Origin of the sequence: Actinoplanes oblitus (assembly GCF_030252345.1) — a bacterium.
In the GTDB taxonomy this organism is placed as follows: Bacteria; Actinomycetota; Actinomycetes; order Mycobacteriales; family Micromonosporaceae; genus Actinoplanes; species Actinoplanes oblitus.
This window is the reverse complement of the sequence record NZ_CP126980.1, coordinates 9,783,853-9,807,870: the sequence shown is the minus strand read 5'-3', so window position 1 is coordinate 9,807,870 and position 24,018 is coordinate 9,783,853. Positions and strand designations below refer to the sequence as shown.

The following is a 24,018-nucleotide window of genomic DNA, read 5'->3' as shown; positions in this document are numbered from 1 at the left end:
CGCCGCGCCACCCCCATCGCCACCGACCCCCGGTGGACCTTGTGTCCGGCCTTCCGCTGTGCCTGTCGGTGCCAGTGCAGGCACACCGATCGGCTTCCAACCCCAGCACAGTTAACGCGCTGAACACGCACGGCGCCACCGGCTGTCCACAGGTTATCCACAACCCTGCGGTGGTGCCGATGGCGCTCCCGGCCGGATGGTCGGCAGAATCACCGGAGCCTGTAGCGGCGCGGGCTTGAAACAGGCTCACCGTGGCGAACGATCCACCTGCTTGTCCGGTTTTGGCCGCCGCTTCGCGGTATGCGTACGACCGGGTAAGACCAGCAACCGGGCACGCTAACAGCGCGTGCCGGACAACTACAACCGTCGTCCGGCCCATCCCGGAAGGGTTGGCAGGTCGCGGCTACCGTGAAACGCAGGTGTCGGCGTGCCGAAACAGGATATGGTTGACCGCTGCAACCGCCCTGCGTAGGGTTGAGCGGTTGCTCCGCCGCGCTCTGATAAAGTGGCGTCTTGCAGCGGATGCCCCCTGACGTAGTTGAAGACGGAGTTCTGACGTGAGCAAGCGCACCTACCAGCCGAACAACCGCCGGCGCGCCAAGACCCACGGCTTCCGGCTGCGCATGCGCACCCGTGCCGGCCGCGCCATCCTTTCCGCCCGCCGTACCAAGGGCCGCGACAAGCTGTCGGCCTGAGCCGGCGCTTTAGTCGGGTCGGAATGCCCAGGTAATCGTGCTGGCCGCGACGCAGCGACTGCGGCATAGCGCGGACTTCGCCGCAGCGATCCGCGGTGGCCGCCGAGCCGGCCGCGGGACCCTGGTCGTTCACCTGCTTGTCGACGAGCCGGCGCACGCCTCCACGGCGCGCGCCGGCTTCGTCGTATCCAAAGCCGTGGGCAACGCGGTGGTGCGGAACAAGGTCAAGCGCCGGCTACGCCATCTGGTCCGGCCGGTGCTCGCCGACCTCCCGCCGGGAGCCTCGCTGGTGGTGCGGGCGCTGCCGCCGGCCGCCCAGGCGGGGTACGCCGAGCTGGCCACCGATCTGGAGGGCGCGCTGGCGTCCGCCCGTCGGCCCCGGCGGCAGCGATGAGCCTGGCTGCCCGGCTCCTGAGCGCGGCTGTCGTCGCGTACCGTCGATACTTGAGTCCGGTGTTGCCGGCCCGCTGTCGGTTCTACCCCTCGTGCAGTGCGTACGCCCAGGAGGCACTGGCGCGGCACGGTGCTGTGCGAGGGACGGGCCTGGCGATCTGGCGGCTCCTGCGTTGTCATCCCTTCCACCCTGGCGGGTTCGACCCGGTGCCTGACCCAAGCCGTCACCGTCCTGCCGATGTGACTGGAGCTTAGATTGAGTCTCGACTGGATCTACTACGCCATTTCGTGGATCCTCCTGCGCTGGCACGCCCTCTGGGACGCGATCGGCATTCCGGACGGTCGCGTGCTCGGCACCAACTGGGCCTGGGTCCTCTCGATCTTCTTCCTGGTGGTGACGCTGCGCGTCATCCTCTTCCCGGTCTTCGTCAAGCAGATCAAGAGCCAGCGGGCCATGCAGGCGTTGCAGCCCAAGGTGAAGGCGCTGCAGGAGAAGCACAAGGGTGACCGGGAGACGCTCCAGAAGGAAATGATGGAGCTGTACCGGACCGAGAAGGCGAACCCGCTGATGGGCTGCCTTCCGATGGTCCTGCAGATCCCGGTCTTCCTCGGCCTCTTCCACGTGCTGAAGCACCTGGACCCGCACTTGCCGGAACAGTACAAAACCATCTATGGATGGTCGCTCGATCAGTTCAGCAGCGCTTCCGCGGCACGGCTTTTCAACGCGCCGATCAGCGCCAAGTTCGGCTCGACCCCGGCCGAGCTGGCCGCGCTCGGCGCGAACGGCACCACGGTCAAGATCCTGGCCGCCATCCTGATCCTGCTGATGATGACGACCACGTTCCTCACCAGCCGGCAGATGATCCTCAAGACCGGCTGGGCCGAGGACCCGCAGCAGAAGATGATCCAGCGGCTGATGCTCTACGGCATCCCGTTCTCGCTGCTGATCTCCGGTTCGCTGTTCCCGATCGGTGTGGTCATCTACTGGGTGACGAACAACCTGTTCACCCTGGCCCAGCAGCAGTGGGTGCTGCGGAAGTTCCCGCCGCCGCAGATGGCCGGCAAGGGCGGCGCCACCAGCGCCCGCCCGGCGAACGCGACCGCCAGCGACCTGAAGTCGACGAACCCGGTGCAGCCCGGTCGCAGCGGTGGCCTGTTCGGCCGCAAGAAGGACGCCGAGGAGCCGGTGATCCCGGTCGTCGACACCAAGGCGCTCGCGCCGAAGCCCGGCGCCAAACCGGTGAATCCGAAGAAGGGCGCCCGACCGGCGAACAAACCCAAGGGATGATCGCGGCGCGAGGCCCGGGCGACCGGGTCTTGCGCGCTCCCCTTGCTACCGACCTCCCCGCGACACGTCCCCATGGCGGCGGCGCGGGAAACAGCGGACCGATCTCGGTCCGGCCCGAGTGACAACGGAGATGAGACCGTGACCGACACCAGTACTCCCCCCGCTTCCGAGTCCTCCGCCCCGGCAGCGGATGCGGCCACCTCGTCAGTGGAGGAGGCCTCCACCGAGGCGAAGAAGTCGGAGACCGTCGCCTCGGACAGCGACCTGTTCCGGCAGAGCGAGATCGCCGCGGACTATGTCGAAGGGCTGCTGGACATCCTCGACTACGACGGCGACATCGACGAGCTGGTCTCCGCCGGCCGTCCGATGGTCGAGGTGGTCGGTGGGCGGCTGCAGCCGCTGGTCGGCCAGCGGGGCGCCACGCTGGAGGCGCTGCAGGAGCTGACCCGCCTGGCGATCTTCCGTGCCACCGGTTCGCCGAGCCGGCTGCTGCTGGACATCGGTGGATACCGCGCCACTCGGCGCAAGGAGCTGGGGGCGGTCGCCCGCAACGCCGTGGAAAAGGTCAAGGAGCACGGCGAGGCGGTCCGCCTGGAGCCGATGTCGGCCTTCGAGCGCAAGTGCGTGCACGACGTGGTCAACGCGATCCCGGGCGTGCAGAGCGAGTCCGAGGGCGTCGAGCCGAACCGGCGCATCGTGGTTCGCGTGGCGGATTGAGATGACAGACCCCCGCTTCGGCGCGGGTGACCTCGGCCCGGGCGTTGCGACGCCCGGGCCGTCGTCTTTCCCCGCCTCTTCCTCCTATGCGGCCCGTCCCGGGCTGGCGCAGAACGCGCCGTCCTCGTCGGCCGCCGCCTCCCGTGACGTCTCCTCCGTGGACGTGCTCCGCCCGCCGGCCGAGATCGCCGCGGTGGCCGCCGAGGTCTTCGGCGAGCGCCTGGCGCTGGCCGGAGAGTTCGCGCAACTGCTGGCGACTGAGGGCGTCGTGCGCGGACTGGTCGGCCCGCGCGAGACTCCGCGCATCTGGGACAGGCACCTGGTCAACTGTGCCGTTATGGCCGAATTATTCCCGAACGGCGCTTCGGTGGTTGACGTGGGCTCTGGTGCCGGTTTGCCCGGTATCGTGCTGGCAGTGGCTCGACCGGATCTTGGCATCACGCTGGTGGAACCGCTGGCTCGGCGTACCGCCTTCCTGAGCGAGGTGGTCGACGAACTCCGCCTGGACAACGTCACGGTGGTGCGCGGCCGGGCCGAGGAAGTGCTCGGCGAGGTCGGTGAAGCCGACGTGGTCACCGCTCGTGCGGTGGCGGCGCTGGACAAGCTGGCCGGGTGGTGCCTGCCGCTGGCTCGGGTCGGGGGCAGGTTGCTGGCGTTGAAGGGGGCCTCGGCGGAGGAGGAGATCCAGGAGCACCGGGCTGCCATCGAGCGGATCGGTGGCGGGGGGCTGGAGATCCGGCTCTGCGGGGTGGGGCTGATCGAGCCGCCGGCGACGGTGGTGGAGGTCGTCAAGGTGCGGGACGCGGCGGCCGGGCGGGCTGCGGGGTCGGGTAAGCGTTCCGCGGCCCGTCGGGCCGGGGGCGGACGGGGGAAGACACGGAGGGGTTAGATGGCCAGGCGGGGTGCGAAGAAGCGGCATGCGCGGAAGGCGCGCCCCGAGACAACACCACCCTTTGGGGTACGCCCGGAGCAGGGTGATCTGGCTGGTACCTCGGATGCCGTGCCGGGCCGTGGTGCGGCTCAGAGCGGCGGTGGGGCGGTGGAGGGCAGCGCTCCCGGGCTTGCCGCGCCTGACCTGCCGGCATCCGGTGGGAGTCGGAGAGGCGATGTTTCACGGGAAACACGGACGGGTGTATCCCCGTCGACGGCGGGGGCGGGCGCAGGCCGTACCGAAGATGGGTCTTCGCAGGGGGACGTCGAGTCGGCTGACGGCCCGGACGGGGACGGGCCTGGCGGGTATGGCGGCACTTTGCGGCTTGTGTCAGGCGTGATGGTGTTTGTCGACTCGGTGGAGGGTGACGCGGTGACGTTGCGCTCGACTCATCCTGTGCGGGGAGATGGCAACGCTCGCCCGGCGGCCGTAGGCTGGCCAGGCGTCGATAGTGTGGATCGGATCTCTCCCGCCGGGACGCGCGATCAACCGGCCGACCCATTCCTAGCCAACAGGGATAAAGCGGTGCATGAGTACGGTGTTTCACGTGAAACCGAGTCGCCTCTCGACCGGTCGTCGGGAGTGAACGTAGGCCGACCGAGGGCCGGTGAACAGGGCGTTCCGACGCCCCGGCCGGGCGGTCTCAACCCCGCGGCGACCTACGGCTATGGCGCGCCAGCGCCACATCAACCGGACGACTTCCGTGGACCCGCGCCGGCACCCCGGTCCGGTCCCCCTGCGGTGGGGCAGGTGTCCGGCACGCCCATTTCGGCGGCGCCCGCCGCGAGTGTCCCCGTTTCTGGTGCATCTGTTCAGCCCGACGAGCATGTTTCACGTGAAACGCCGAGCGTGGATGAGGACGATCCGCCCCTGGCCATGGAAGCGTTGCGAGCTGTGCAGATCCTCAACCCGAGCGGCGAGATCATCATGCCGCGTCCGGACCACCCCCGGGTGATTTGCGTCGCCAATCAGAAGGGCGGCGTCGGGAAGACGACCACCACGGTGAACTTGGCGGTGGCGCTCGCGCTGCACGGCAACCGGGTGCTGGTGGTCGACCTGGACCCGCAGGGCAACGCTTCCACCGGCCTCAACGTGCCGCACCACGCCGGGGTGCCGGACGTCTACGACTGCCTCATCGACAACGTGCCGCTGGCCGAGGTGGCGCAGGGCGTCGAGGGCATTCCGAATCTCTTCTGCGTCCCGGCCACCATCGACCTGGCCGGCGCCGAGATCGAGCTCGTCTCGGTGGTGGCCCGGGAGTCCCGGCTGCAGCGTGCGATCAACGCGCACCCCGAGAAGTTCGACTACGTCTTCATCGACTGCCCGCCGTCGCTGGGCCTGCTGACGGTCAACGCGCTCTGCGCGGCGCAGGAGGTGCTGATCCCGATCCAGTGCGAGTACTACGCGCTGGAGGGGCTGAACCAGCTGATCAACAACATCAACCTGGTACGCCAGCACCTGAACCCGACGCTCGACGTCTCCACCATCCTGCTGACCATGTACGACCGGCGTACCCGTCTGGCCGATGCCGTGGAGCAGGACGTGCGGAACCACTTCGGAGCCAAGGTCCTGAACGCGGTGATTCCCCGGAACGTGCGGGTGTCGGAGGCTCCGAGCTACGGCCAGTCGGTGATGACCTACGATCCGGGATCACGGGGCGCAACCAGTTACTTCGAAGCGGCTCTGGAGATCGCGGTGCGCGGGGTCAACACGGGAGGAACGGCATGAAGAACCGTCCGCGGGGTGGCTTGGGCCGCGGCCTGGGCGCGTTGATCCCCACGGCGCCGGCTCCCGGACCGTCCACCTCCGACAACGGTGTCGACGTGGCGCCGGTGTCGGCCGCTCCCGCCACCTCGGTCGCTGTCGCGCCGGACGGACTGCCCGCGACGACGACCACGCTGGCACCGCCGGCACCCGAGCCCGTCATCCCGGCGCAGGATGATCTCGCGCCGGTGCCCGGCGCTCGGTTCGCCGAGCTGCCGGTCTCCTCGATCGAGCCGAACGCCAAACAGCCGCGCCACGTCTTCGACGAGGAGGCGCTGGAGGAACTCAAGACCTCGATCCAGGAGATCGGCTTTCTCCAACCGATCGTGGTTCGGGACCTCGGCGACGGCCGGTATGAGCTCGTCATGGGTGAGCGCCGGTGGCGGGCCGCTCAGGCCGTGGGCAAGGAGACGATCCCGGCCATCGTCCGGGACACGCCGGACGACGCCATGCTGCGGGACGCGCTGCTGGAGAACATTCACCGGGCGAACCTGAACCCACTGGAAGAGGCGGCCGCCTACGCGCAGCTGCTGGAGGAGTTCGGGGTTTCGCACGAGGAGCTGGCTCGGCGGATCGGGCGGAGCCGGCCGCAGATCTCCAACACGATCCGGTTGATGAACCTGCCGGCCCAGGTGCAGCGGCGGGTCGCTGCCGGAGTGCTGTCCGCTGGGCATGCTCGGGCACTGCTCGGGCTGGGCAGCAGCGAGGCGCAGGAGCAGCTTGCTGAGCGGATCGTGAAGGAAGGACTCTCCGTCCGGTCCACCGAGGAGATCGTCCAGCTGGCGCAGCATGACGCGCCGGCCAAGAAGGCGGCTCCGGCTCGGCGGGCGAAGGTGCATGCACCTGCGCTGAACGATCTGGCGGATCGGTTGTCGGATCGGTTCGATACCCGGGTCAAGGTGGACATCGGGCGGAACAAGGGCAAGATCACGATAGAGTTCGCCACGGTGGATGACCTGGAGCGGATCGTGGGGATGATCGGGATTGAGGAAGAAGGGGCTCGGGCGGAGCCGGAGGAGTGAAGTAGCGGCGGTGGGGCTCTGACCTGTCGGTCAGTAGCCCCCTTTTTCTGCCTGGCGCTTCTCCTTCCCGGCGCTCCCAGTTCCTCGGGCTCCGGGCCCTCCTGCGCCCTCTCGCCCGCCAGCTTCCTCGGGAGCCGCACCGACGCGTCTGCCTGTTCGGTCGGGCTAAGAGCTGGCCTCTCTTGAAGCCCGCAGTCTGTGACCAGGGACGCGATGCAATGCGTACCTTTCTCATCTTGCGCTTCTGTCAGAGCCATTCTCCTGGGATTTCTGGAAGCCCGGAGAACCTTCAGAAGCGACTCCGAGATGGCCCTTTTGGGCGTTATGGGCATCGAGTCGGCGGTCGGCCGTGAGTCGGGGCCCAGAGCGGTTCGGCCGGCGCCTCGAACCTGCCGGCTGTGTCCACCGAGTGGTTGACAGCCGCCCTCGGTGGCTCGGTCGTCCCGTGGCGAGCGGCCCGACAGCCATCATCGATGTATCGCCGCCGCCGAGGAGTGGCCATCTCAGAGGAGATCCGAAGATGCGACTCGACCCCGGAATGACCGCCATGGTCCGCTCGATGGCTGTGGACCTCGGTCTGCCGGTACTCACCTACTACGGACTGCACGCGCTGGGCGCGGGTGACACCGCGGCGTTACTGGCGGGGACCCTGGCGGCGGGCGCACGGTTGGTCTGGGTGGCCGTCCGTAGTCGATCGCTCAGCCACTTCTCGATCATGATGGGTGCGCTTTTCGGAATCGGTCTGCTCTTCACGCTGCTGACCGGTGACCCGCGCTTCCTACTGATCAAGCACTCGGTGATGTCCGCGGTGGTCGGTTCGCTGTTCCTGGTGACCGCCTGGCGCGGCGACAAGCCTCTCACGCTGTCGGCTCAGCAGAGCTTCGTGCCCTCGAAGGCTGCGGAGCTGGCGGCCGAATATGCGACGAACGCCGGGGTGCGGCACGGACACCGCGTCGCCTCCACCGTCTGGGGTGGCGGCCTGTTGGCGGAGGCTGCTCTGCGAGCCGTGCTGGTCTACCTGCTGCCGGTCGACGTGATGGTCGGCCTCTCCACCGGTCTGACGGTTCTGACCTTCGTCCTTCTGATCGGTTGGAACGCTCGCTACATCGCCGCCCGCCGGGGAGCGCCCGCCGTCGCCCTGGCCTGATCGGCGCCTGAGGTGTCCGTTCCTGACTAGCGTCGGCTCTCCTGCCCGAACCCGTAGCCGGTCCTGCCGGTGCCTGACCATCAGCTGCCGCGTCGGTGTCGTCGCCTTCCTCACTCGAGATGGTCGCCAGTGCGGACCGTCCGCGTGAGGTTCCGGCGACAGGCCGGCGCGGTTCTTGCTCGACGGGCATGTGTTCCGTCGGCTCTTCGATTCGATCGCCTCAGCCTTTCGCGCTGGCGCCGTTGCCCGCTTCCGACCGAGGCTCGCTACGGCTCTTGCCCGGCCCGATGTGTGCGCCGTTGGTGTTCTTGGCCCAGCTCGCCGCTGTCGCGCGGGGGTCCGGTTGGGATGAGTTCCACGGTGCTGGCTTGCCGCTCCGTTTTGAGAAGGCCCGTCGGTTCGCTGTAGCCGTGAAGAGAAGACGCGATTTGCCGGACATCGCTCCGATCGGTATCTGAGTCGTGGGATCCGCAACTCGCTGATGCTTTCAGTTGGCGACTCTGTGATGCCGGACTCGGCGGCGTGTGGGATTTCCTCGCCCGCCGTCGCCGCAGCGGGTGCCGATTGGTCAGCGATTCCCAGGGCACGGAACCGGACGGCGTCCGGTTCGCTCGTGCGGGCTTAGACGGAGCACGGCCGTTCGCGGCGAGGTATCGGAGTGCCCGCGCTGCGAGTCGGCAGTCGCCGTTTCACGTGAAACGCGGTCCGAACCCGCAGCCGGACTCGGTGCAGTTAGTGGATAGCGGCGTTCGCACGTCGGGATGGCGCCTTCGCGTCGGCTCCGACGAATGCTGGCTTCCTCAGCCGACGGTGGCCATTTGGTCGGGCTTAGGCGCGGGGCATCCTCTGCGCGGAAACACGGCTCGCGGAAGCGTGCGGCTCGCTGTCGCGACGGCGGGCTCGATGGCATTTCGACCAATGTGGCTTTGGAGTCACTAGTCGACCGGCTGCTTCCGTTTCACGTGAAACCGGCCATGAGGGCAGCATCGGTCGCCACTGGGCCGGCGCAGCGATCGGTCGCCGAGCGGGTAGGCCCGAGGGCGTCGGCCGTGAAGGCATTGCTCGACGGGCCATATTGAATCGCGGTTGCGGCCTCCAGGCGTCGCCGCCGCTTGAGCGCGGCGAAGTGATGCCGTTGTGATTCGACCCCTTGTGAAGCGCCCTAGTAGCCCCATCCGGTGAGCGATCCTCCGTGACCGACAAGGAGCATTGCCTGAGAGACGGTGGCGGTCGTTCGGTGAAACGGTCGCCAGCCTGCGCCGCACCGGAGAAAGGCGGGGGATCGGCTCACCGGCGACGGGCTCGCGGTCATCTGGTGAGGTGAACGAGAGCCGGCATGACGTTGCAGAAGCGGGGTGCCGGGCCGGCCCAGCGGGCGTTGGATTCAGATCTGCCTGCGGAGTGACAGACGGTCGACCCAACCGACTTCGGCTTTCCAGTGGAGTCTCGCCATCGTCTAGACCGTCGGTGAGCCGAAGGTCTGGCAGAACCCCGCCTTCGAATGCGGTTAGTACACCGTCGGGTGACGTTCGGGATCTGGCCCTTGCCTGCGTCCGTGGCTGGCCATCCGGCAGCGAGCGGACTATGGGTACCCGGCCTTGTTCCCGATGCGGCCGGTTGGTCGATAACGAGCCGGCCGTGGGTGCGTCGCCTTCGTCTGCGGCGTGACCGGACAGCTCGCAGTGAAGGCGCCCTGGCATGTTCTCCATGCGGTTGGTGGCGTTCCAGGGGTAGCGGGTCGCGCCGAAAGATAGCGGCAAGGGCTACTGCGCGGGGCCTGCCTTGGCGGGAGGATTCCGTGGGCGGGCGAGTCGCCAGACATGGGCGGGCGCCGTTATCCACAGGCTGTGGGTAACGGGTCGGTTGCTGGGGGCGAACTCCGTTTCACGTGAAACGACGTTGATGGGCTGCGGGTCGTCCACTGCACTATCCACAGGGCGCGCAGCCGTTCTACGTCGTGTTTCACGTGAAACGCATGAGGCTGTGGATAACTTCTGTGGATAACTTGGGGATCGGTGTGTGGAGAGTCGCACGTTCACTTTCGTCGACTTCTTGACGGCCCGGCGGACGTGAGTGCCAGCACGCAGATGTGATCCAACGAGGTGGCCTGCTGGGTCTAATTCGAGCCGGATGGGCCAGGGGGCCTGAGCGAACTTGAGGCCGGATAGGCGCGCCTTCGGTCGGCGTGGTCGGGAACGGCCAGTCAAGAGAGAGGCGTGCCATACGGCGTGCCCGGCTGGGTCGAGGCTGGGTTCCCGTCAGGCACGTCAGCCGAAGGGGAGTTGAGACGCGGTGCCGGTCGAGACCCCAGTGGGCGAGTGTGTCGAGCGGTAACCAAGGCGCGGGTGGACAGTCCGCCGAAGGTGGAGCGGCGACCGAGCATGTCGCAGTAACCAATGTGGTCCCGAGGCGGGAGGTCAAGCGGCGACCGAGCATGTCGCAGTAACCAATGCGGTCCCGAGGTCGAAGGCCGAGCGGCAACCGAGCTGTCGCAGTATCCGATGCGGTCCCGAGACCGACCGAGGGTCGACGGATGGCCGAGGCGATCGGCCCGGGCTCCGTAGCGGACGAGGGGCTGAACCCAGGACCGGACGAGGGCCCACCGACGGACAGGCGCCCACCGCCACCCGCTTCCTCGATCGTGCGAAATTGGGTCGGGACAGGCTGTCATGGCCTGGGCTAAGGTCACGTCGTGTCTGAGAACACCGCCCCCCTGCCTGACTTCACCCGCTGGCCGTCGTTCCCGTTCGAGGGCGACATGCGGGTCAAGAAGCTCGCTCCGCCGGTGGAGGTGGAGCCGCCGCGGAGCGGTGAGGACGGTTCGGACTGTGTCGCTTGCCGGACGCCCGACGACGCGTACATCTGGGTGTCGGACCGCTGGCGCGTCCGCGCCATGGACCGGCCCACCGGTCTGCCGATGGTGTTGATTCTGGAGTGCCGCTCCCACCTCGATCTCGGCGATCTGCCCAACATGCTCGCGGCCGAGCTGGGTGTGATGACGGTGCGGCTGGAGCGCGCGATCCGCTCGCTCGACGGCGTCGCGCGCGTGCACGTCAACCGGTGGGGCGACGGCTCCGCGCACCTGCACATGTGGTTCCTCGCGCGGCCCTACGGCCGCCTGCAGCTGCGGGGCACCTTCCTGTCCCTGTGGGACGACATCCTGCCGGTCATCCCGGAGGCGCAGTGGCGGGAAAATCTGGCGCTCGTCGCCGCCTGGCTCGCCGATTTCGGCGGCAAGGCGAATGCCGAGCCGGCCCACATCGCGTGGGAGTCGCCCGCCACTCTCGACGTTCCGATGGGCGACGCTGAGGAAGACCGCGAGGAAGGCCGGCGCCCCGCAACGCTCGGCGACGTCCAGGCCGCTGCGCCTCTGGCGGATTCTTGGGTACGCCACAGCGACTCCCCGGCCGCCGGCAGCCAACCCGGCAGCCCCGCCCCGGGCATGCCGGCCGCGTCAGCGAACGCCACCTCGATCCCGTACCAGCCGACCGGCCCTCGCACCGTCAACGGCCCGGTGCCCAGCCTTTCGAGCGTCATCGGCGATATCGAGGAAGTCGACCACACCCCCTAGCCGCCGCCCCCGGAGCCCGCCCCCACGCTTTGAGCTGGCACTCCAAGCCGCCACTCGGATTAGGCCGACAGAGCAACCCCCGTTTCACGTGAAACACCCGATGCCCCGAGTGGGAACCAATGTCGACGGCTGGAACCGACACCGAAGAAACCGCCCCCGACATCCGAAGCGGCGCGCCAACCCCCAGCGCACCCGACACCACCACAACGCAGCCACCCACACAAAAAGGCGGGTGCATGCCGATCACGGCACGCACCCGCCCACCAACTCGATCACCCTTTACGAGCGACCGCCCGCTCCACCAACGCCCCCAGCACAGCCCCGAGATCCACCCCGGCAGCCTGCACCGCCAACGGCACCAGCGACGTCTCCGTCATCCCCGGGGACACGTTGCACCCGAGCACCCGCGGCTCCCCGTCCTCCCCGACGATCACATCGATCCGGGACAGGTCGCGAAGGCCGAGCGCCTTGTACGCCGCCAGCGCCGTCGCCGAAACCCGGGCCGCCACCGCCGCGTCCAGTCGCGCCGGCACGTGCCACGTGGTCAGTCCGGCCGTGTACCGAGCCGCGTAGTCGTACACCCCGTCCCGCGGAACGATCTCCACGATCGGGAGTGCCTCCGGCCCGGTACCCAGGTCGACGATCGAGACGGCGAGGCTGGTGCCGGTGACGTAGCGCTCGACGAGCGCTGTCGAGTCGTACGCGAAGCACCCGACCATCGCGGCCGGCAGGTCCGCCGCCTCCCGGACCACAGCGGCGCCGAGGCCCGACCCGCCCTGCGCGGGCTTGACCATCAGCGGCAGCCCGAGCCGATCGACGATCCGGTCCAGCACCGCCACCGCGCCCAACTCGGAGAACCGGTCGTGCGGCAGCGCCACCCAGTCCGGCGTCGGGATGCCGGCCTCGCGCAGCCGCGACTTGGCGGACGGCTTGTCCCAGGCCATCCGGGCGGTCCGCGCGTCGGCACCGACGTAGGGCACGCCGCAGAGGTCGAGGACCCCGCGCAGCGAACCGTCCTCACCGGTCGCCCCGTGCAGGGCGATCACCACCGCGTCCGGCGGGTCGGCCTGCAACGCGGGCAGCAGCGAGACGTCGGCGTCGTGCAGCTCGGCGGTGAGCCCTGTCGACCGCAGCGCGTCCAGCACCCGGCGGCCGGACCGCAGCGAGACGTCCCGCTCGTAGGAAAGACCGCCGGCCAGCACCAGCACTCGCAACTCGTCACGCGTACCCATAGGGGTGATCATGCCAAGTCGGGTCCGGGAGTATCGGCGGCGGCCGGACCCCGGCGGCGCTGTGCCGAGATGGCGGCGGAGCCGCCGAAGACCGCGCGCATGGCCAACTCCTGCTCCATCACCCCGGACAGCCGCCGCACGCCCTCACGCAGCCGCTCCGGCGCGGAGAACGAGAAGTTGAGCCGGAGGTTGCCCCGGCCGGTGCCGTCGGCGTAGAAGCCGGTTCCGGGGACGTAGGCGACCCGGGCGGCGATCGCCCGCGGCATCATCGCCTTGGAGTCCAGACCCTCGGGCAGGGTGGCCCAGACGAACAGGCCACCGCCCGGGCGGGTCCAGGTGGTGCCGGCCGGCATCAGGTCGGTCAGCGCGCCGAGCAGCGCGTCGCGACGCTCCCGGTAGATCTCCCGGTACACCTTGATCTGCTCGCGCCAGGGCATCGTCGTCAGGTACTGGGTGACAGCGCCCTGGGCGAACGCGCTCGGGCACAGCACATTCGCTTCGCTCATCATCACGAGCTTTTCCCGTACGGCGTGCGGCGCGAGAACCCAGCCGACCCGCAGCCCCGGAGCGAACGTCTTGGAGAACGTGCTGCAGTAGAAGACCCCGTCGCGGCGCCGGGCGCGCAGCGGCCGCGGCGCGTCACCCTCGAACGAGAGCAGCCCGTACGGGTCGTCCTCGATCACCAGCAGCCCGGCCTGCTCGCAGATGTCCAGCACCCGCTCGCGCCGCTCCTCGGTGAGTGTGACGCCGGCCGGGTTCTGGAAGGTCGGGATGGTGTAGAGGAACTTGGCCCTGGGGTTGGCGGCGATCGCCTCCTCGAGTGCCTCCGGGATCAGCCCGGCCTCGTCCATTGCCACGTGGCGTACCTGTGCCTGGGCGGCCTGGAGGACGCCGAGTGCGCCGACATAGGTCGGTCCCTCGGCGAGCACCACGTCGCCCGGGTCCAGGAACAGCCGGGCCAGCAGATCGAGGGCCTGCTGACCGCCCACCGTGACGACCACGTCGTCGGGGGACGCGTTGTGGATGCCGGAGAGCGCCATCACCTCGCAGATCTGCTCGCGCAGCTCGATGGTGCCCTGGCCGATGCCGTACTGCAGGCTGGTGGCGCCGTGCGTGGAGCCGAGCTCGTTGAGCATCTCGCCGACCGCGTCGAGCGGCAGGGCGGCGATGTAGGGCGAACCACCGGCCAGCGAGACGACCTCGGGCCGGCTGGCGACGGCGAACAGCGCGCGGATCTCGGACGTGGTCATCCCACGAACCCTCCGCGCGTACCGATCGGTGTAATCGTCCTGAGTAGTACCGGTCATGCGGGTCACCCCCAGAGGAAGAGCGGAAAACTGGGCCCAGCCTAATCGGCGCGGACACCGAGCGGACATCCACGAAGGGGCCACCCGTTCCGCGACCCGCTCCCGTTCATGGGTACGGCGACGTACGATTTTCCAGGGCGCGGACGAAGCGGCCCGGTTCCGTGTCTCCGTGCGGGGAGTTCGCCGATGTCGCGTCGCCTGGTCAGTCTCACCCTGGACACCCTTGAGGACCTGCCCCGGCCATGCCGGCAGTGTGTCTACTGGGAGCTCGATCCGGTCTCCGCCGAGCGGGCCTGCGCCTCCGGCGACACCGGGCTGGAAAAGGAGGCCTGGGTCTCCCAGACGCTCCTGGAGTGGGGTTCCTGCGGCAAGCTGGCGTACGTGGACGGCATGCCGGCCGGTTTCGTGATGTACGCCCCGCCCGCCTACGTCCCGCGCTCGATGGCCTTCCCCACCTCACCGGTCAGCGCCGACGCCGCGTTGCTCACCACGGCCAAGGTGGTGCCCGCGTTCGCCGGCGGCGGCCTGGGCCGGATGCTGGTGCAGGGCGTCGCCCGCGACCTCACCAAGCGCGGGGTCAAGGCGATCGAGGCGTTCGGCGACGCCAAGCCGGACGAGGAGAAGGAGGGGGCCTGCGTCGCCCCTGTCGACTTCTTCCTGTCGGTGGGCTTCAAGACGGTCCGGCCGCACCCGCGGTACCCGCGGCTGCGGCTGGAACTGCGGACCGCCCTGTCCTGGAAGTCGGATGTGGAGTACGCGCTGGAGAAGCTCCTCGGCTCGATGAGCCCGGAGAAACTCCTCCGCCCGATGCCGGCGACCAGCTCGGTGGAGAACTAAGCGAGCGCGGCTCAGCCTCGCTCGGCCAGCGCCATCCGCAGCTGCCGCACGTCGATCGAACCGGTCGGCACATCCCGTTCCACCGGGAAGTACATCCGCTGCACGGCGGCCAGGATCGCCTCGACCACCTGCTCGCGGAACATCGGGTCGATCAGCCGCTCCCGGTCGTGCGGCGAGGTCAGGTAGCCCAGGTCCACCCGGACCGTGGGCATCCGGGTCAGGCGCAGCAGGTCCCAGGTCTTGGCGTGGGTGCGGCAGTCGTGCATCCCGGTACGCACCACGATCTCCCGCTGCACCAGCGCGGCGAGTCGCTCGCCGACGGTGCTGCTGAGCCCGCTGCCGGTGCCGTAGTGATACGTCGCCACGCCCTCGGCGGCCGGTGAGTCGACACCATCCAGGTGCAGCGAGATCAGCAGGTCGGCGCCGAGGCTGTTGGCCAGCGCGGCCCGCTCGGAGCCGCTCATCGGCTCGGCCGGCTGCGGGCCGCGGGTCAGGTGCACCCGCATGCCGGCCGCGGCGAGCCGGCCCTCCAGCCGGGCGGCGAGGTCGAACACCAGGTCCGCCTCGGTCCAGCGCAGCGGCCCGTCGGGCACCACCACACCGGTGTCGGCGCCGCCGCCGTGTCCGGGATCGATCACGATGGTCTTGCCCACCAGGTTGGGCCCCGACTGCCGGAACGCCTCGGCCTCCCGCAGCCACTGCGGGCGGCCGCCGACCACCTTGCGACCCAGCCGGCGCAGTGCCTTCATGGTCTGCGGGCCGACCGAGCCGTCCTGCACCAGGCCCACCTCGCGCTGGAACTGGGCCACCGCGCGAGCGGTCCGGGCGCCATAGATGGAGTCCGGGCGGCCGGTGTCGTAGCCCATCTCCAGCAGGCGCTCCTGCAGGGCCCGGACATCCTCGCCGACCAGCGCGCCGGGCACCGAGTGGAACAGCGTGCGGGAGCCGAGCCGCCAGCGGGCGCCGTCCAGCGCACCCCAGGTCTCGTCGCCGACCATGCCGTCCACGCCGAGCCCGCGACTCTGCTGGAAGGCCCGGACCGCGTCCTCCACGCTCTCGTCGAAGAGGTCCGGCTCACGGTCGGCGAGCAACTCCAGGCCGGCCAGGATCGACCGGATCTCGGAAACGGCAGGGCCGGTGTCTCCGCGTCGGATGGACCGCACTCACGACTCCCTAGGGGCGAAAAAGGACGACCTTCCGGAGCGTACTCCGGGGCACAAAGAGAACCCCGCGTCCGACAGTGGACGCGGGGTTTCGAGAACCGATCAGAGTGCGGACTCGATGAAGTTGACCAGGAAGCTCTTGGGCTTGGCGCCGGTCACCAGGTTGACCCGCTCGCCGCCCTTGAAGATGGCCAGCGTCGGCACCGACATCACCTGGTAGGCGAGCGCCGTCTGCGGGTTCTCGTCAATGTTGACCTTGACGATCTCCACCTGCGAGCCCAGCTCCGAGTCGGCGATCTCGGCGAGCAGCGGGTCGACCTTCTTGCACGGCACACACCACTCGGCCCAGAAGTCGACAAGCACTGGCTTGTCCGACTTCAGCACGTCGACGTCGAACGTCTTGTCGGTGACGACCTTCACGTGGACCCTCCCGGTCTTACAGCTCTACGAATGAAGCGATGAAGCGCTCGGCGTCCAGCGCCGCGGCACAGCCGGTGCCGGAGGCGGTGATGGCCTGCCGGTACGTGTGGTCGACCAGGTCACCGGCGGCGAACACGCCGGGGATGTTGGTCCGGGTGCTGGGCGAGTCGACCTTCACATAGCCCTCGTCGTCCAGCTCGATCTGGCCCTTGAAGAGCTCGCTGCGCGGGTCGTGACCGATCGCCACGAACACGCCGGTGACGTCGAGCACCTTGGTCTCGCCGGACTGCGTGTCCTTCAGGCGGACGCCGACGACCTTGCCGTCCTCGCCGAGGATCTCCTCGACCACCGAGTTCCACTCGACCTTGATCTTCTCGTTGTCGAGCGCCCGCTTCTGCATGACCTTGCTCGCCCGGAACGTGTCCCGGCGGTGCACGATGGTCACCGTCTCGGCGAACCGGGTGAGGAAGGTGGCCTCCTCCATCGCCGAGTCGCCGCCGCCGACCACGACGATGTGCTGGCCGCGGAAGAAGAAGCCGTCACAGGTGGCACAGGACGAGACGCCGTGGCCGAGCAGCTCCTGCTCGCCGGGCACGCCGATCGGGCGCCACGCGGAACCGGTCGCCAGGATCACCGCGCGGGCGAAGAACTGCTGGTCACCGACCCACACGGTCTTGAGGCCCTCGGTGCCGGCCTCGGTCGGCTTGTCGGTCAGCTCGACGCGGCTGACGTCGTCGGTGATGAACTCGGCGCCGAATTTCTCCGCCTGGGCGCGCATGTTGTCCATGAGCTCGGGGCCCATGATGCCGTCGCGGTGACCCGGGAAGTTCTCCACCTCGGTGGTGGTCATCAGGGCGCCGCCGGACTGCACGCCCTCGATCACCAGAGGCTTGAGGTTGGCACGGGCGGCGTACAACGCCGCCGTGTACCCGGACGGTCCCGAACCGATGATGATCAGATTGCGGACCTCGTCCACTGCCGACTCCTCAAGATTGGATTCCTACGCCCGGTAGAACGCCATGCTAGGCATTCACCATTCCCCAGGTCTCGGCTCGTGTCGGACCTCACGGGGTGGCGTTCAGCGTACCGGCACCTTGCCCAGGGTGTCCGCGCCGCCACCAGCAGATCCGCAGTCGGGACCGCTGGCCCACGCCCACGGGCCGTTGGCCGCGGTGAACCGGACCACCAGGGCCGGCTGCCCCTCGAACCGGGCGTAGTCGGCCGACTCGACGGTGATCGGGCCGCCGCCGTTCTCCTGCGCTATCGCGTTCAGGCAGTCCAGCAGCGCGGCGGGATCGCGCAGCCCGGCCAGGCTCTGTTCGGCGGAACTGTCGGTCTCGCCGGAGTACTTGGGGGAGTCCGCTTTCAGGGACGCGGCGGGTGCCTCCTTCCGGCTCTGACCCAGCGTGCCCAGCGTGTAATCGAGGCCGCTGGTGAGGGTCAGCGCCGGGGCGGCGTCCACCATCACCTCGCCGCGAGCCGGCGCGGCAGCCGACGAACCGGCGTCGGATGCGGGATCCGGGCGGCTCAGGCCGTACCCAAGGAAGGCGACAGCGCCCGCGGCGATCCCGATCGGCGCGGCGATCCGCAACCACCGGTGACTGCCGCGCTTGCGGCGCCGCTCATCCAGATCGACAACCGTTTTCGGTACGCCCGGAGCCGGCTCCTCCGGCGCGGGCGGAGAGAGGGGTTCCCCGGGCGCGGTAAGCCGCCCGTCCAGCGGGGTAGCGGGCCGCTCGGGCGCGGCGAGTCGCCCGTCCAGCGGGGTAGTGGGCTCCTTGGGCGTGGCCGGCGTCGCGTCCCGCGGGGTAGCGGGCTGCTCGGGCGCGGCGAGTCCGGCGTCCCGGGGGAGGACCGGTTCCGCCGGTGCGGCGAAGGCGGCGTCGAGCGCTGCGGCCAGCTCCGCCGGCATCGGCTCGGGAGGCAGGTCGCCCAGCAGCGCGCCGACCGCTGCCATCTCCGGTGCGAGCAGCGCGAAGGCCTCCTGCCAGGCGGGCTCGGCGGCGATCAGCGCGGCCACCCGCTCGGCCTCCGGGGTGCCGTCCATGGCGCCACCGACATAGTCGGCCAGCAGGTCGATGTCGACCCCGTCGAACTCGGCGCCCGTCACCGCTGGTCCCTCCCCTCACGCCCGGTCGGCAGCGGGATCACCGCGCCCGACCTGGATGGGACGTCGCGGCCGCCGCTCCGGTTCCCATCGTGCCCCGGCTCACTCGGCGGACCGCCGCGAAGCTCACGCAAACCCAGCGCCATCCGGGCCCGGCCGCGGGCGCACCGGCTCTTCACCGTGCCCTCGGCGACCCCGAGCATCGCGGCGGCCTCGGCCACGCCGTAACCCTGCACGTCGACCAGCACGATCGCGGCCCGCTGGTCGACCGGCAGGGCGGCCAGCGCCTGCCGGACCAGCAGCACGGTGTCCTGGTCGGGAGTGGGTGCCGCCGGCTCGGGACGGGACGGATACTCGTCGCCGGACCGGGAACCGTCCGGCAGCGGGACGGTCGGGTGCGCCTGACGCCGCCGGATCCGGTCCAGGCAGGCGTTCACCACGATGCGGTGCAACCAGGTGGTGACCGCCGAGTCGCCGCGGAACCCGGCCGCCGCGCGATGGGCCGACAACAGCGCGTCCTGCACCGCGTCGGCGGCCTCCTCGCGGTCGCCGATGGTGCGCAGGGCCACCGCCCACAGCCGGTCCCGGTGCCGCCGGACCAGCTCACCGAAGGCCTCCGGGTCACCCGCCACGTGGGCGCGCACCAGCTCGGCGTCACTCGGCGCGGTGTCGCCCGCGCCGGTCCCGCCGGGCGGAACGTCCCGGGAAGTCACGCCAGCAATCTAAGCCATGCGGCCTGAGTCCCGCCGCGCCGACGGACCGCTTGTACAGAACGACATGATTTTGCACACCGTGCCCCGGCGCCCGATCGGGCGCGGGTCTGCTCCCTCGGCGCCGGGTACTGCCGGAGCAGCGGTGATCCCCGCCCGACGACGCGCTGAAAAGCGGAAGGGCCGACCTCGCCGGTCGGCCCTTCCGTCGTGCACGCCGCGGATCAGAAGCCGTAGAGCTCGATCTCGTTGACGTTGACCTGGTAACCGGGGGTGTCCTCGTTGCGCGGCAACTTGGTGAGGAAGACCAGTACGTACTGGTACTTCTTGTCCGGGTCGAAGCCGTCCAGGATCTGCTTGTCGCCGGTGTTGACGGCGCCGTCCCCGTCGCTGAGCCGGGCGTAGCTCTTGACGATGGTGTCGTCACCCTTGGAGGTGTCACCCGGGTCCTTGTCACCGACCCGCAGGTCGATGGCCGCGCCGGGAGCGGAGGTGTAAACCCGCACATCGGAGAGCGCGCGCGGCTCCGGCAGGTGGATCAGGACACCCATGCCGGCCTTGCGACCGCCGAAGTTCGGCTGCTTGAAGTACGACAGTTTCCACGCGGTGTCCTGGTCGCCGTCGACCACGTACTTCGACTCGCCGGTGTCGTCGCGGTCGCCCTGCGGCGGGTCGACGATCCGGACCATGTCCTCGGTCAGCGGAATCTTGACCGGATCACCCTGCGGGGCGTCGCTGGGGTCGTCGGTGCCCGGCTGCCCGCCGGTGTTGGCGTCGACGGTCGAGGTGGGCGACGCGTTCGGCTTGCTGGAGTTGCTGATCGCGCGGATGCCGAAGACCAGGCCGATGATCGCGATGATCACCAGGGCGCCGACGCCGAGCATGATCTTGGGGGCGCTGCGGGCCGGCTCGCTGGACGTGCCGCCGCCCTGCACGAAGCGCAGCGGACCGACGTCCTCGAACTCCTCCTCCTCGGCGGCCGCGTCCAACCGGCCCAGCTCGGCGGTGAGCGCCTCGGCGGCCGGTGCGGCCACCCGCCGGTCCAGCAGGTCCATGGTCAGATCGTCGAGGTACGCCGGGACGCCGGCCCGGATCTGCCGGGGCGCGGCCGGGTTGCCGGCGCTGTCCCGGGTCGCGTCCGGCAGCGCGGAGCGACCGACCTCGGTGTGCGGCCAGTGCCCGGTGAGCGCGAAGTAGAGAATGCCGCCGACCGCGCGGACGTCGGCCTCGACGCTGTCCGCGGCGTCGGCGCGGGCGTCGGCCAGCACCACCCGGTTGTCGTCGCCGATCAGCGTGGTGCCGGGGTGCACGTTGCCGTGCACCATGCCGGTGGCGTGCACGGCGGTCAGCGCGTCGGCGACCGAGTGGGCGATCGCGATCGCCCGGGCCGGGTCCAGCGGGCCCTCGGCGGCGATCAGGTCACGCAGCGACTCACCGTCGACCCACTCGCGGACCACGTAGGCCCGCTGCTCCTCGTCGATGGCGTCGTAGACGCCGACCAGGTTGGGGTGGAGCACCCGGCTCGCGGCGACAGCCGCCTGCAGCATCTCGGCGGCGGAGTCGCCGCCCGGGTGCCGCAGCACGACCGCGACCGGCCGGCGCAGCACCACGTCGATCCCGCGCCAGACCTGCCGGCCGGCGCTGTCGTTGTTGACGTGCTGCTCGAGCTGATAGCGCTCGGCCAGGATCTCACCGACGGTGGGGGCACCGAAGGTCAAGACCGGTCCAGCCTCGTCGGCCGCGGTCTCATGGCCTTCGCCGACCTGGGTCACCAGTCCTCCCTCGGTGGTGCATGTCTCGGTGCTCAGGACAGGGTGCTCCGGAGCACATGCCGACAACGACCATACCCGCACTCAGCCATGGTCCGGCAGGTCGTCCCCCGGCGCGGCATTGGCGTGGCCCCGTACGAACGGGTGCTTTTTCGGGCAGTCCGGCGGAAGGACCGCTGTTCAGGGCAGTTCCGGCGCCGATCAGCGACCGATTTTGCGGCGGACCATCCCGACCACCTGACTGACCTCGCGCACCCGTAGCAGTGTCGCGGCGATCAGGTAGCCGACCATGATCACCGCGCCGCCGACGATCAGCGGCAGCAGGGCCTGGATCCGGCCGTCCGGCTCGCCGGCGCCCGGCAGCAGGTGGACCACCAGGTAACCCAGCCCGGCGGCGACGCCGGCGGCGAGCGCCACCCGGATCAGCGCGGCGGCCACCGAGCCGAGGTTGAGCCGGCCGATCCGGCGGCGCAGCACGGCCAGCGAGATCAGGGCCGAGACCAGGTAGGAGACCGCGTTGGCGGCGGTCATCCCGGCGGCCAGCAGCGCCTTGCTCAGCGCGGCGGCGAGGAGCAGGTACGCGGCGATCCGGACGACGACCACCGGCACGTTGATCAGCGCCACCGTCTTGTTGCCCTGCAGCGAGTAGAAGGCGTAGGTGCACAGGTAGCTGACCGAGAGCGGGATCACCGCGAACGCGGCCACGGTCAGCACCGTGCCGGTGTCCAGCGCCTGATCGTGGGTGTAGTTGCCACCCTCGAAGAGCATCACCGCAATCGACTTGCCGAGCACCGCGTAGAGCACCGAGATCGGGGCGAGCGCGGCGACGGTGAGCTTGATGCCGCGGGTCAGGTCGGCGCTGACGTCGGCGTACCGGCCCTCGGCGGCGGCGGCGCTCATCTTCGGCAGCAGCGCGGTCATCACCGACACGCCGATGATGCCGTGCGCCATCATGGTCAGCAGGAAGACGTTGTTGAAGGCGAGCACGCTGGCACTGCCCTTGCCGGCCACCCGGTTAAGGATCTTGACCATCACGAAGACGGCGACCTGGTTCGCGGCGACGTAGCAGAGCATCCAGCCGGCCAGCCGGCCGATCTCGCCGAGGCCCAGCGAGCGCGGGTCCCAGCGGAACTTCCACCGGAAACCGACCTTGCGCAGGGCCGGGAGCAGGCCCAGCGCCTGCACCACCATGCCGGCCAGGGTGCCGATGCCGATCAGCGCGATCTGGCCGGTGGTGATGCTCTCCTCGGTCAGGTCGCCGTGCCCCCAGACCAGCAGGAAGAAGCCGGCCGCCGCGATCACCACGAGGTTGTTCAGGATCGGCGCCCACATCGGGGCGGCGAAGTGCCCGCGCACGTTCAGCACCGCGCCGATCAGGGCGGACAGGCCGGTGAAGAAGATGATCGGCAGGATCAGGTACGCGAAGTGGGTGACCAGGTGCCGATAGGCGTCGGAGTTGTCGCTGCTCGCCTGGATCGCCGTGATCACCGGGGCGGCCACCACCACCAGCGCGGTCGCCACGCCGAGGCTGACGACGGCGAAGCTGAGCAGTTTCTGGGTGAAGGCCTGCCCGCCGTCCGCATCGGCCTTGCGCCGCCGGACCAGCAGCGGGATCAGCACGCTGGAGAGGATGCCGCCGAGCAGCAGCTCGTAGATCTGGTTCGGGAGGAACTGGGCGCTGGTGTACGCGTCGCCGACGCCGGCGCCGAGGGCCATCCCGATCAGCGCGTTCCGGACGAAGCCGATCATCCGGCTGACCAGGCTGCCGATCGCCATGATGGCGCTCTGGCCGGTGGTGCTGCCGCCCTCGCCCGCGTCACCGGCCGGTGGCAGCTCCTCCGGGGGCAGCGCCTGGTCGGCGCTGGCGGTGGGTGACTGACCGTCGACCGAGACGACCGTCACACCCACCTGCGGGTGCGGGTTGCCGTCCGGCGCCGCGTGCGTGCTGCGGTACAGGCCGCCGTTCACCCATGCCTCCCGAGCCGTACCGATTTGTTGGAGCCACCATAGAAGACTGCGCCACCATAGAAGAAAAGGTCACACGTGGTGACGCAGGAGGGTGCCCGGTTCCGCCCCGGCGAGGGTCTCCACCATCCAGCAGGCCTCCAGGGGCACCAGCGGCTCACTCAACGCGTCGAGCACCGTCGGATGATCGCAGCCCGCCTCGGTCAGGGCACCGAGCAGCGCGGGCACCGGGCTCAGGTCACCGGAGTCGGCGATCCGGCGGGCCAGCGGACGGGTGCCGGCGTACCAGTGGCGGTGCGGCAGGGCTTCCAGGTGAGCGGTGGCCCGGCGGACCAGATCGGCCAGCTCCTCATGCGGGAACCGCTTGTCCGCGCGAACGTGGTCGCCGGCCTCGGCCGGGCCGCTCAGGGCCGCGATCGCGGCCTCGTCCAGCACCTGCGGCGACGGCGACGGCGGCGCCGGCCACCAGTGATCAGCGGTGAACAGCGGGAGCGGCGCCTGCTCCGGACCGGACGGCGGGGGCGGCGGCACCTCGCGGCGCAGCGACCGGTACGCCGCCTCGCGCACCCCGGCCACCGCCGGCACGTCGTCGTCGGCGGTCGCCGGAGCGAATGGCGAGAGCAACGCCACCACCAGCCCCGGATGCGGCAGTGTCGGGTCGGCCAGCGCGATCACCCGGGCGCAGGTCTCCAGCTCCCACCAGCGCAGGGCAGCCGGGAACGGACCGGTCGCCGGCGCCCAGCCGAGCTGGACCGGCTCGCTGGTGGACGGGCGGCGCAGGCCGAGCGTCCGCTCGCCGGACGGCAGCTCGATCTCCAGTACCAGGGCGTAGCCGTCGAGCACCGGGAAGGAGACCCGGAGCTGCTCGGGCAGGGCATCGGTGTCGCTGATCTCGCCCGTCCAGAACCCGGGATCCAGGCTCAGCAGGCGCAGCGCCTCGGGAACGGGCACGCACCCATCCTGCCCGGCGGCGTTTCCCA

Annotated in this window: 21 protein-coding genes; 11 read left to right on the top strand and 10 right to left on the bottom strand. The window is 69.9% G+C overall.

Annotated features, from left to right (window positions below; genetic code table 11):
• The first annotated feature begins 557 nt into the window (after positions 1 to 557).
• From rpmH to Actob_RS43815, 10 genes are all read left to right on the top strand, one after another.
• Entirely contained in the window at positions 558 to 695 is a 138-nt protein-coding gene (gene rpmH / locus Actob_RS43860; protein WP_014448226.1) for a 50S ribosomal protein L34, read from the top strand.
• Positions 696 to 732: 37 nt separating this feature from the next.
• A complete protein-coding gene (gene rnpA / locus Actob_RS43855) occupies positions 733 to 1,089 on the top strand; it encodes a ribonuclease P protein component (protein WP_284917839.1) in 357 nt (118 codons plus the stop codon).
• Positions 1,086 to 1,343: a membrane protein insertion efficiency factor YidD gene (gene yidD / locus Actob_RS43850; RefSeq protein ID WP_284917838.1), complete on the top strand. Its 258-nt coding sequence runs from the start codon at positions 1,086 to 1,088 to the stop codon at positions 1,341 to 1,343. The genes rnpA and yidD overlap by 4 nt, the downstream gene beginning before the upstream one ends.
• Position 1,344: 1 nt before the next feature.
• Positions 1,345 to 2,376, top strand: a complete 1,032-nt coding sequence (gene yidC, locus Actob_RS43845) for a membrane protein insertase YidC (RefSeq protein ID WP_284917837.1) — start codon at positions 1,345 to 1,347, stop codon at positions 2,374 to 2,376.
• Positions 2,377 to 2,514: 138 nt separating this feature from the next.
• A complete protein-coding gene (locus Actob_RS43840; RefSeq protein ID WP_407653524.1) occupies positions 2,515 to 3,093 on the top strand; it encodes a Jag family protein in 579 nt (192 codons plus the stop codon).
• Between the two features lies 1 nt (position 3,094).
• Positions 3,095 to 3,982, top strand: coding sequence for a 16S rRNA (guanine(527)-N(7))-methyltransferase RsmG (gene rsmG, locus Actob_RS43835; protein WP_284917835.1), 888 nt, complete (start codon positions 3,095 to 3,097; stop codon positions 3,980 to 3,982).
• An 807-nt stretch (positions 3,983 to 4,789) separates the two neighbouring features.
• Positions 4,790 to 5,752, top strand: a complete 963-nt coding sequence (locus Actob_RS43830) for a ParA family protein (RefSeq protein WP_284922539.1) — start codon at positions 4,790 to 4,792, stop codon at positions 5,750 to 5,752.
• Positions 5,749 to 6,810: a ParB/RepB/Spo0J family partition protein gene (locus tag Actob_RS43825; protein WP_284917834.1), complete on the top strand. Its 1,062-nt coding sequence runs from the start codon at positions 5,749 to 5,751 to the stop codon at positions 6,808 to 6,810. Before Actob_RS43830 ends, Actob_RS43825 begins: the two co-directional genes overlap by 4 nt.
• A 445-nt stretch (positions 6,811 to 7,255) precedes the next feature.
• Positions 7,256 to 7,957 (top strand): VC0807 family protein, encoded by a 702-nt coding sequence (locus Actob_RS43820; protein ID WP_284917833.1) that lies wholly within the window; start codon positions 7,256 to 7,258, stop codon positions 7,955 to 7,957.
• A gap of 2,692 nt (positions 7,958 to 10,649) precedes the next feature.
• Positions 10,650 to 11,528 carry a hypothetical protein gene (locus Actob_RS43815; RefSeq protein ID WP_284917832.1) on the top strand — a complete coding sequence of 293 codons (879 nt, stop codon included), beginning with the start codon at positions 10,650 to 10,652 and terminating at the stop codon, positions 11,526 to 11,528.
• A gap of 272 nt (positions 11,529 to 11,800) precedes the next feature.
• Here the strand turns inward: Actob_RS43815 and Actob_RS43810 are convergent, their stop codons facing one another.
• Positions 11,801 to 12,760, bottom strand: coding sequence for a D-alanine--D-alanine ligase family protein (locus Actob_RS43810; RefSeq protein WP_407653523.1), 960 nt, complete (start codon positions 12,758 to 12,760; stop codon positions 11,801 to 11,803).
• Between the two features lie 8 nt (positions 12,761 to 12,768).
• The gene (locus tag Actob_RS43805; RefSeq protein WP_284917830.1) at positions 12,769 to 14,067 is read right to left on the bottom strand and encodes an aminotransferase-like domain-containing protein; all 1,299 of its coding nucleotides are present in this window, start codon (positions 14,065 to 14,067) and stop codon (positions 12,769 to 12,771) included.
• 186 nt (positions 14,068 to 14,253) lie between these two features.
• Here Actob_RS43805 and Actob_RS43800 point away from each other — a divergent pair, with 186 nt between their 5' ends.
• Positions 14,254 to 14,904, top strand: coding sequence for a GNAT family N-acetyltransferase (locus tag Actob_RS43800; protein WP_284917829.1), 651 nt, complete (start codon positions 14,254 to 14,256; stop codon positions 14,902 to 14,904).
• Positions 14,905 to 14,915: 11 nt separating this feature from the next.
• Here the strand turns inward: Actob_RS43800 and Actob_RS43795 are convergent, their stop codons facing one another.
• The 8 genes from Actob_RS43795 to Actob_RS43760 all read right to left on the bottom strand — a co-directional run bounded on the left by Actob_RS43795 (position 14,916) and on the right by Actob_RS43760 (position 23,989).
• Positions 14,916 to 16,067 (bottom strand): N-acetylmuramoyl-L-alanine amidase, encoded by a 1,152-nt coding sequence (locus tag Actob_RS43795; RefSeq protein ID WP_284917828.1) that lies wholly within the window; start codon positions 16,065 to 16,067, stop codon positions 14,916 to 14,918.
• A 102-nt stretch (positions 16,068 to 16,169) separates the two neighbouring features.
• Positions 16,170 to 16,487: a thioredoxin gene (trxA, locus tag Actob_RS43790; protein WP_284917827.1), complete on the bottom strand. Its 318-nt coding sequence runs from the start codon at positions 16,485 to 16,487 to the stop codon at positions 16,170 to 16,172.
• 16 nt (positions 16,488 to 16,503) lie between these two features.
• On the bottom strand, positions 16,504 to 17,463 hold the full coding sequence (gene trxB / locus Actob_RS43785; protein ID WP_284917826.1) for a thioredoxin-disulfide reductase: 960 nt from the start codon (positions 17,461 to 17,463) through the stop codon (positions 16,504 to 16,506).
• 102 nt (positions 17,464 to 17,565) lie between these two features.
• On the bottom strand, positions 17,566 to 18,597 hold the full coding sequence (locus Actob_RS43780) for a hypothetical protein (RefSeq protein ID WP_284917825.1): 1,032 nt from the start codon (positions 18,595 to 18,597) through the stop codon (positions 17,566 to 17,568).
• Complete coding sequence (gene sigM / locus Actob_RS43775; protein WP_284917824.1) at positions 18,594 to 19,307, bottom strand: RNA polymerase sigma factor SigM; 714 nt, start codon at positions 19,305 to 19,307, stop codon at positions 18,594 to 18,596. Before sigM ends, Actob_RS43780 begins: the two co-directional genes overlap by 4 nt.
• Before the next feature lie 221 nt (positions 19,308 to 19,528).
• Complete coding sequence (locus Actob_RS43770; protein ID WP_284917823.1) at positions 19,529 to 21,076, bottom strand: protein kinase family protein; 1,548 nt, start codon at positions 21,074 to 21,076, stop codon at positions 19,529 to 19,531.
• A gap of 198 nt (positions 21,077 to 21,274) precedes the next feature.
• Positions 21,275 to 23,041 (bottom strand): murein biosynthesis integral membrane protein MurJ, encoded by a 1,767-nt coding sequence (murJ, locus tag Actob_RS43765; protein WP_284917822.1) that lies wholly within the window; start codon positions 23,039 to 23,041, stop codon positions 21,275 to 21,277.
• Positions 23,042 to 23,110: 69 nt separating this feature from the next.
• Positions 23,111 to 23,989 (bottom strand): hypothetical protein, encoded by an 879-nt coding sequence (locus tag Actob_RS43760; protein WP_284917821.1) that lies wholly within the window; start codon positions 23,987 to 23,989, stop codon positions 23,111 to 23,113.
• Between the last annotated feature and the right edge of the window lie 29 nt (positions 23,990 to 24,018).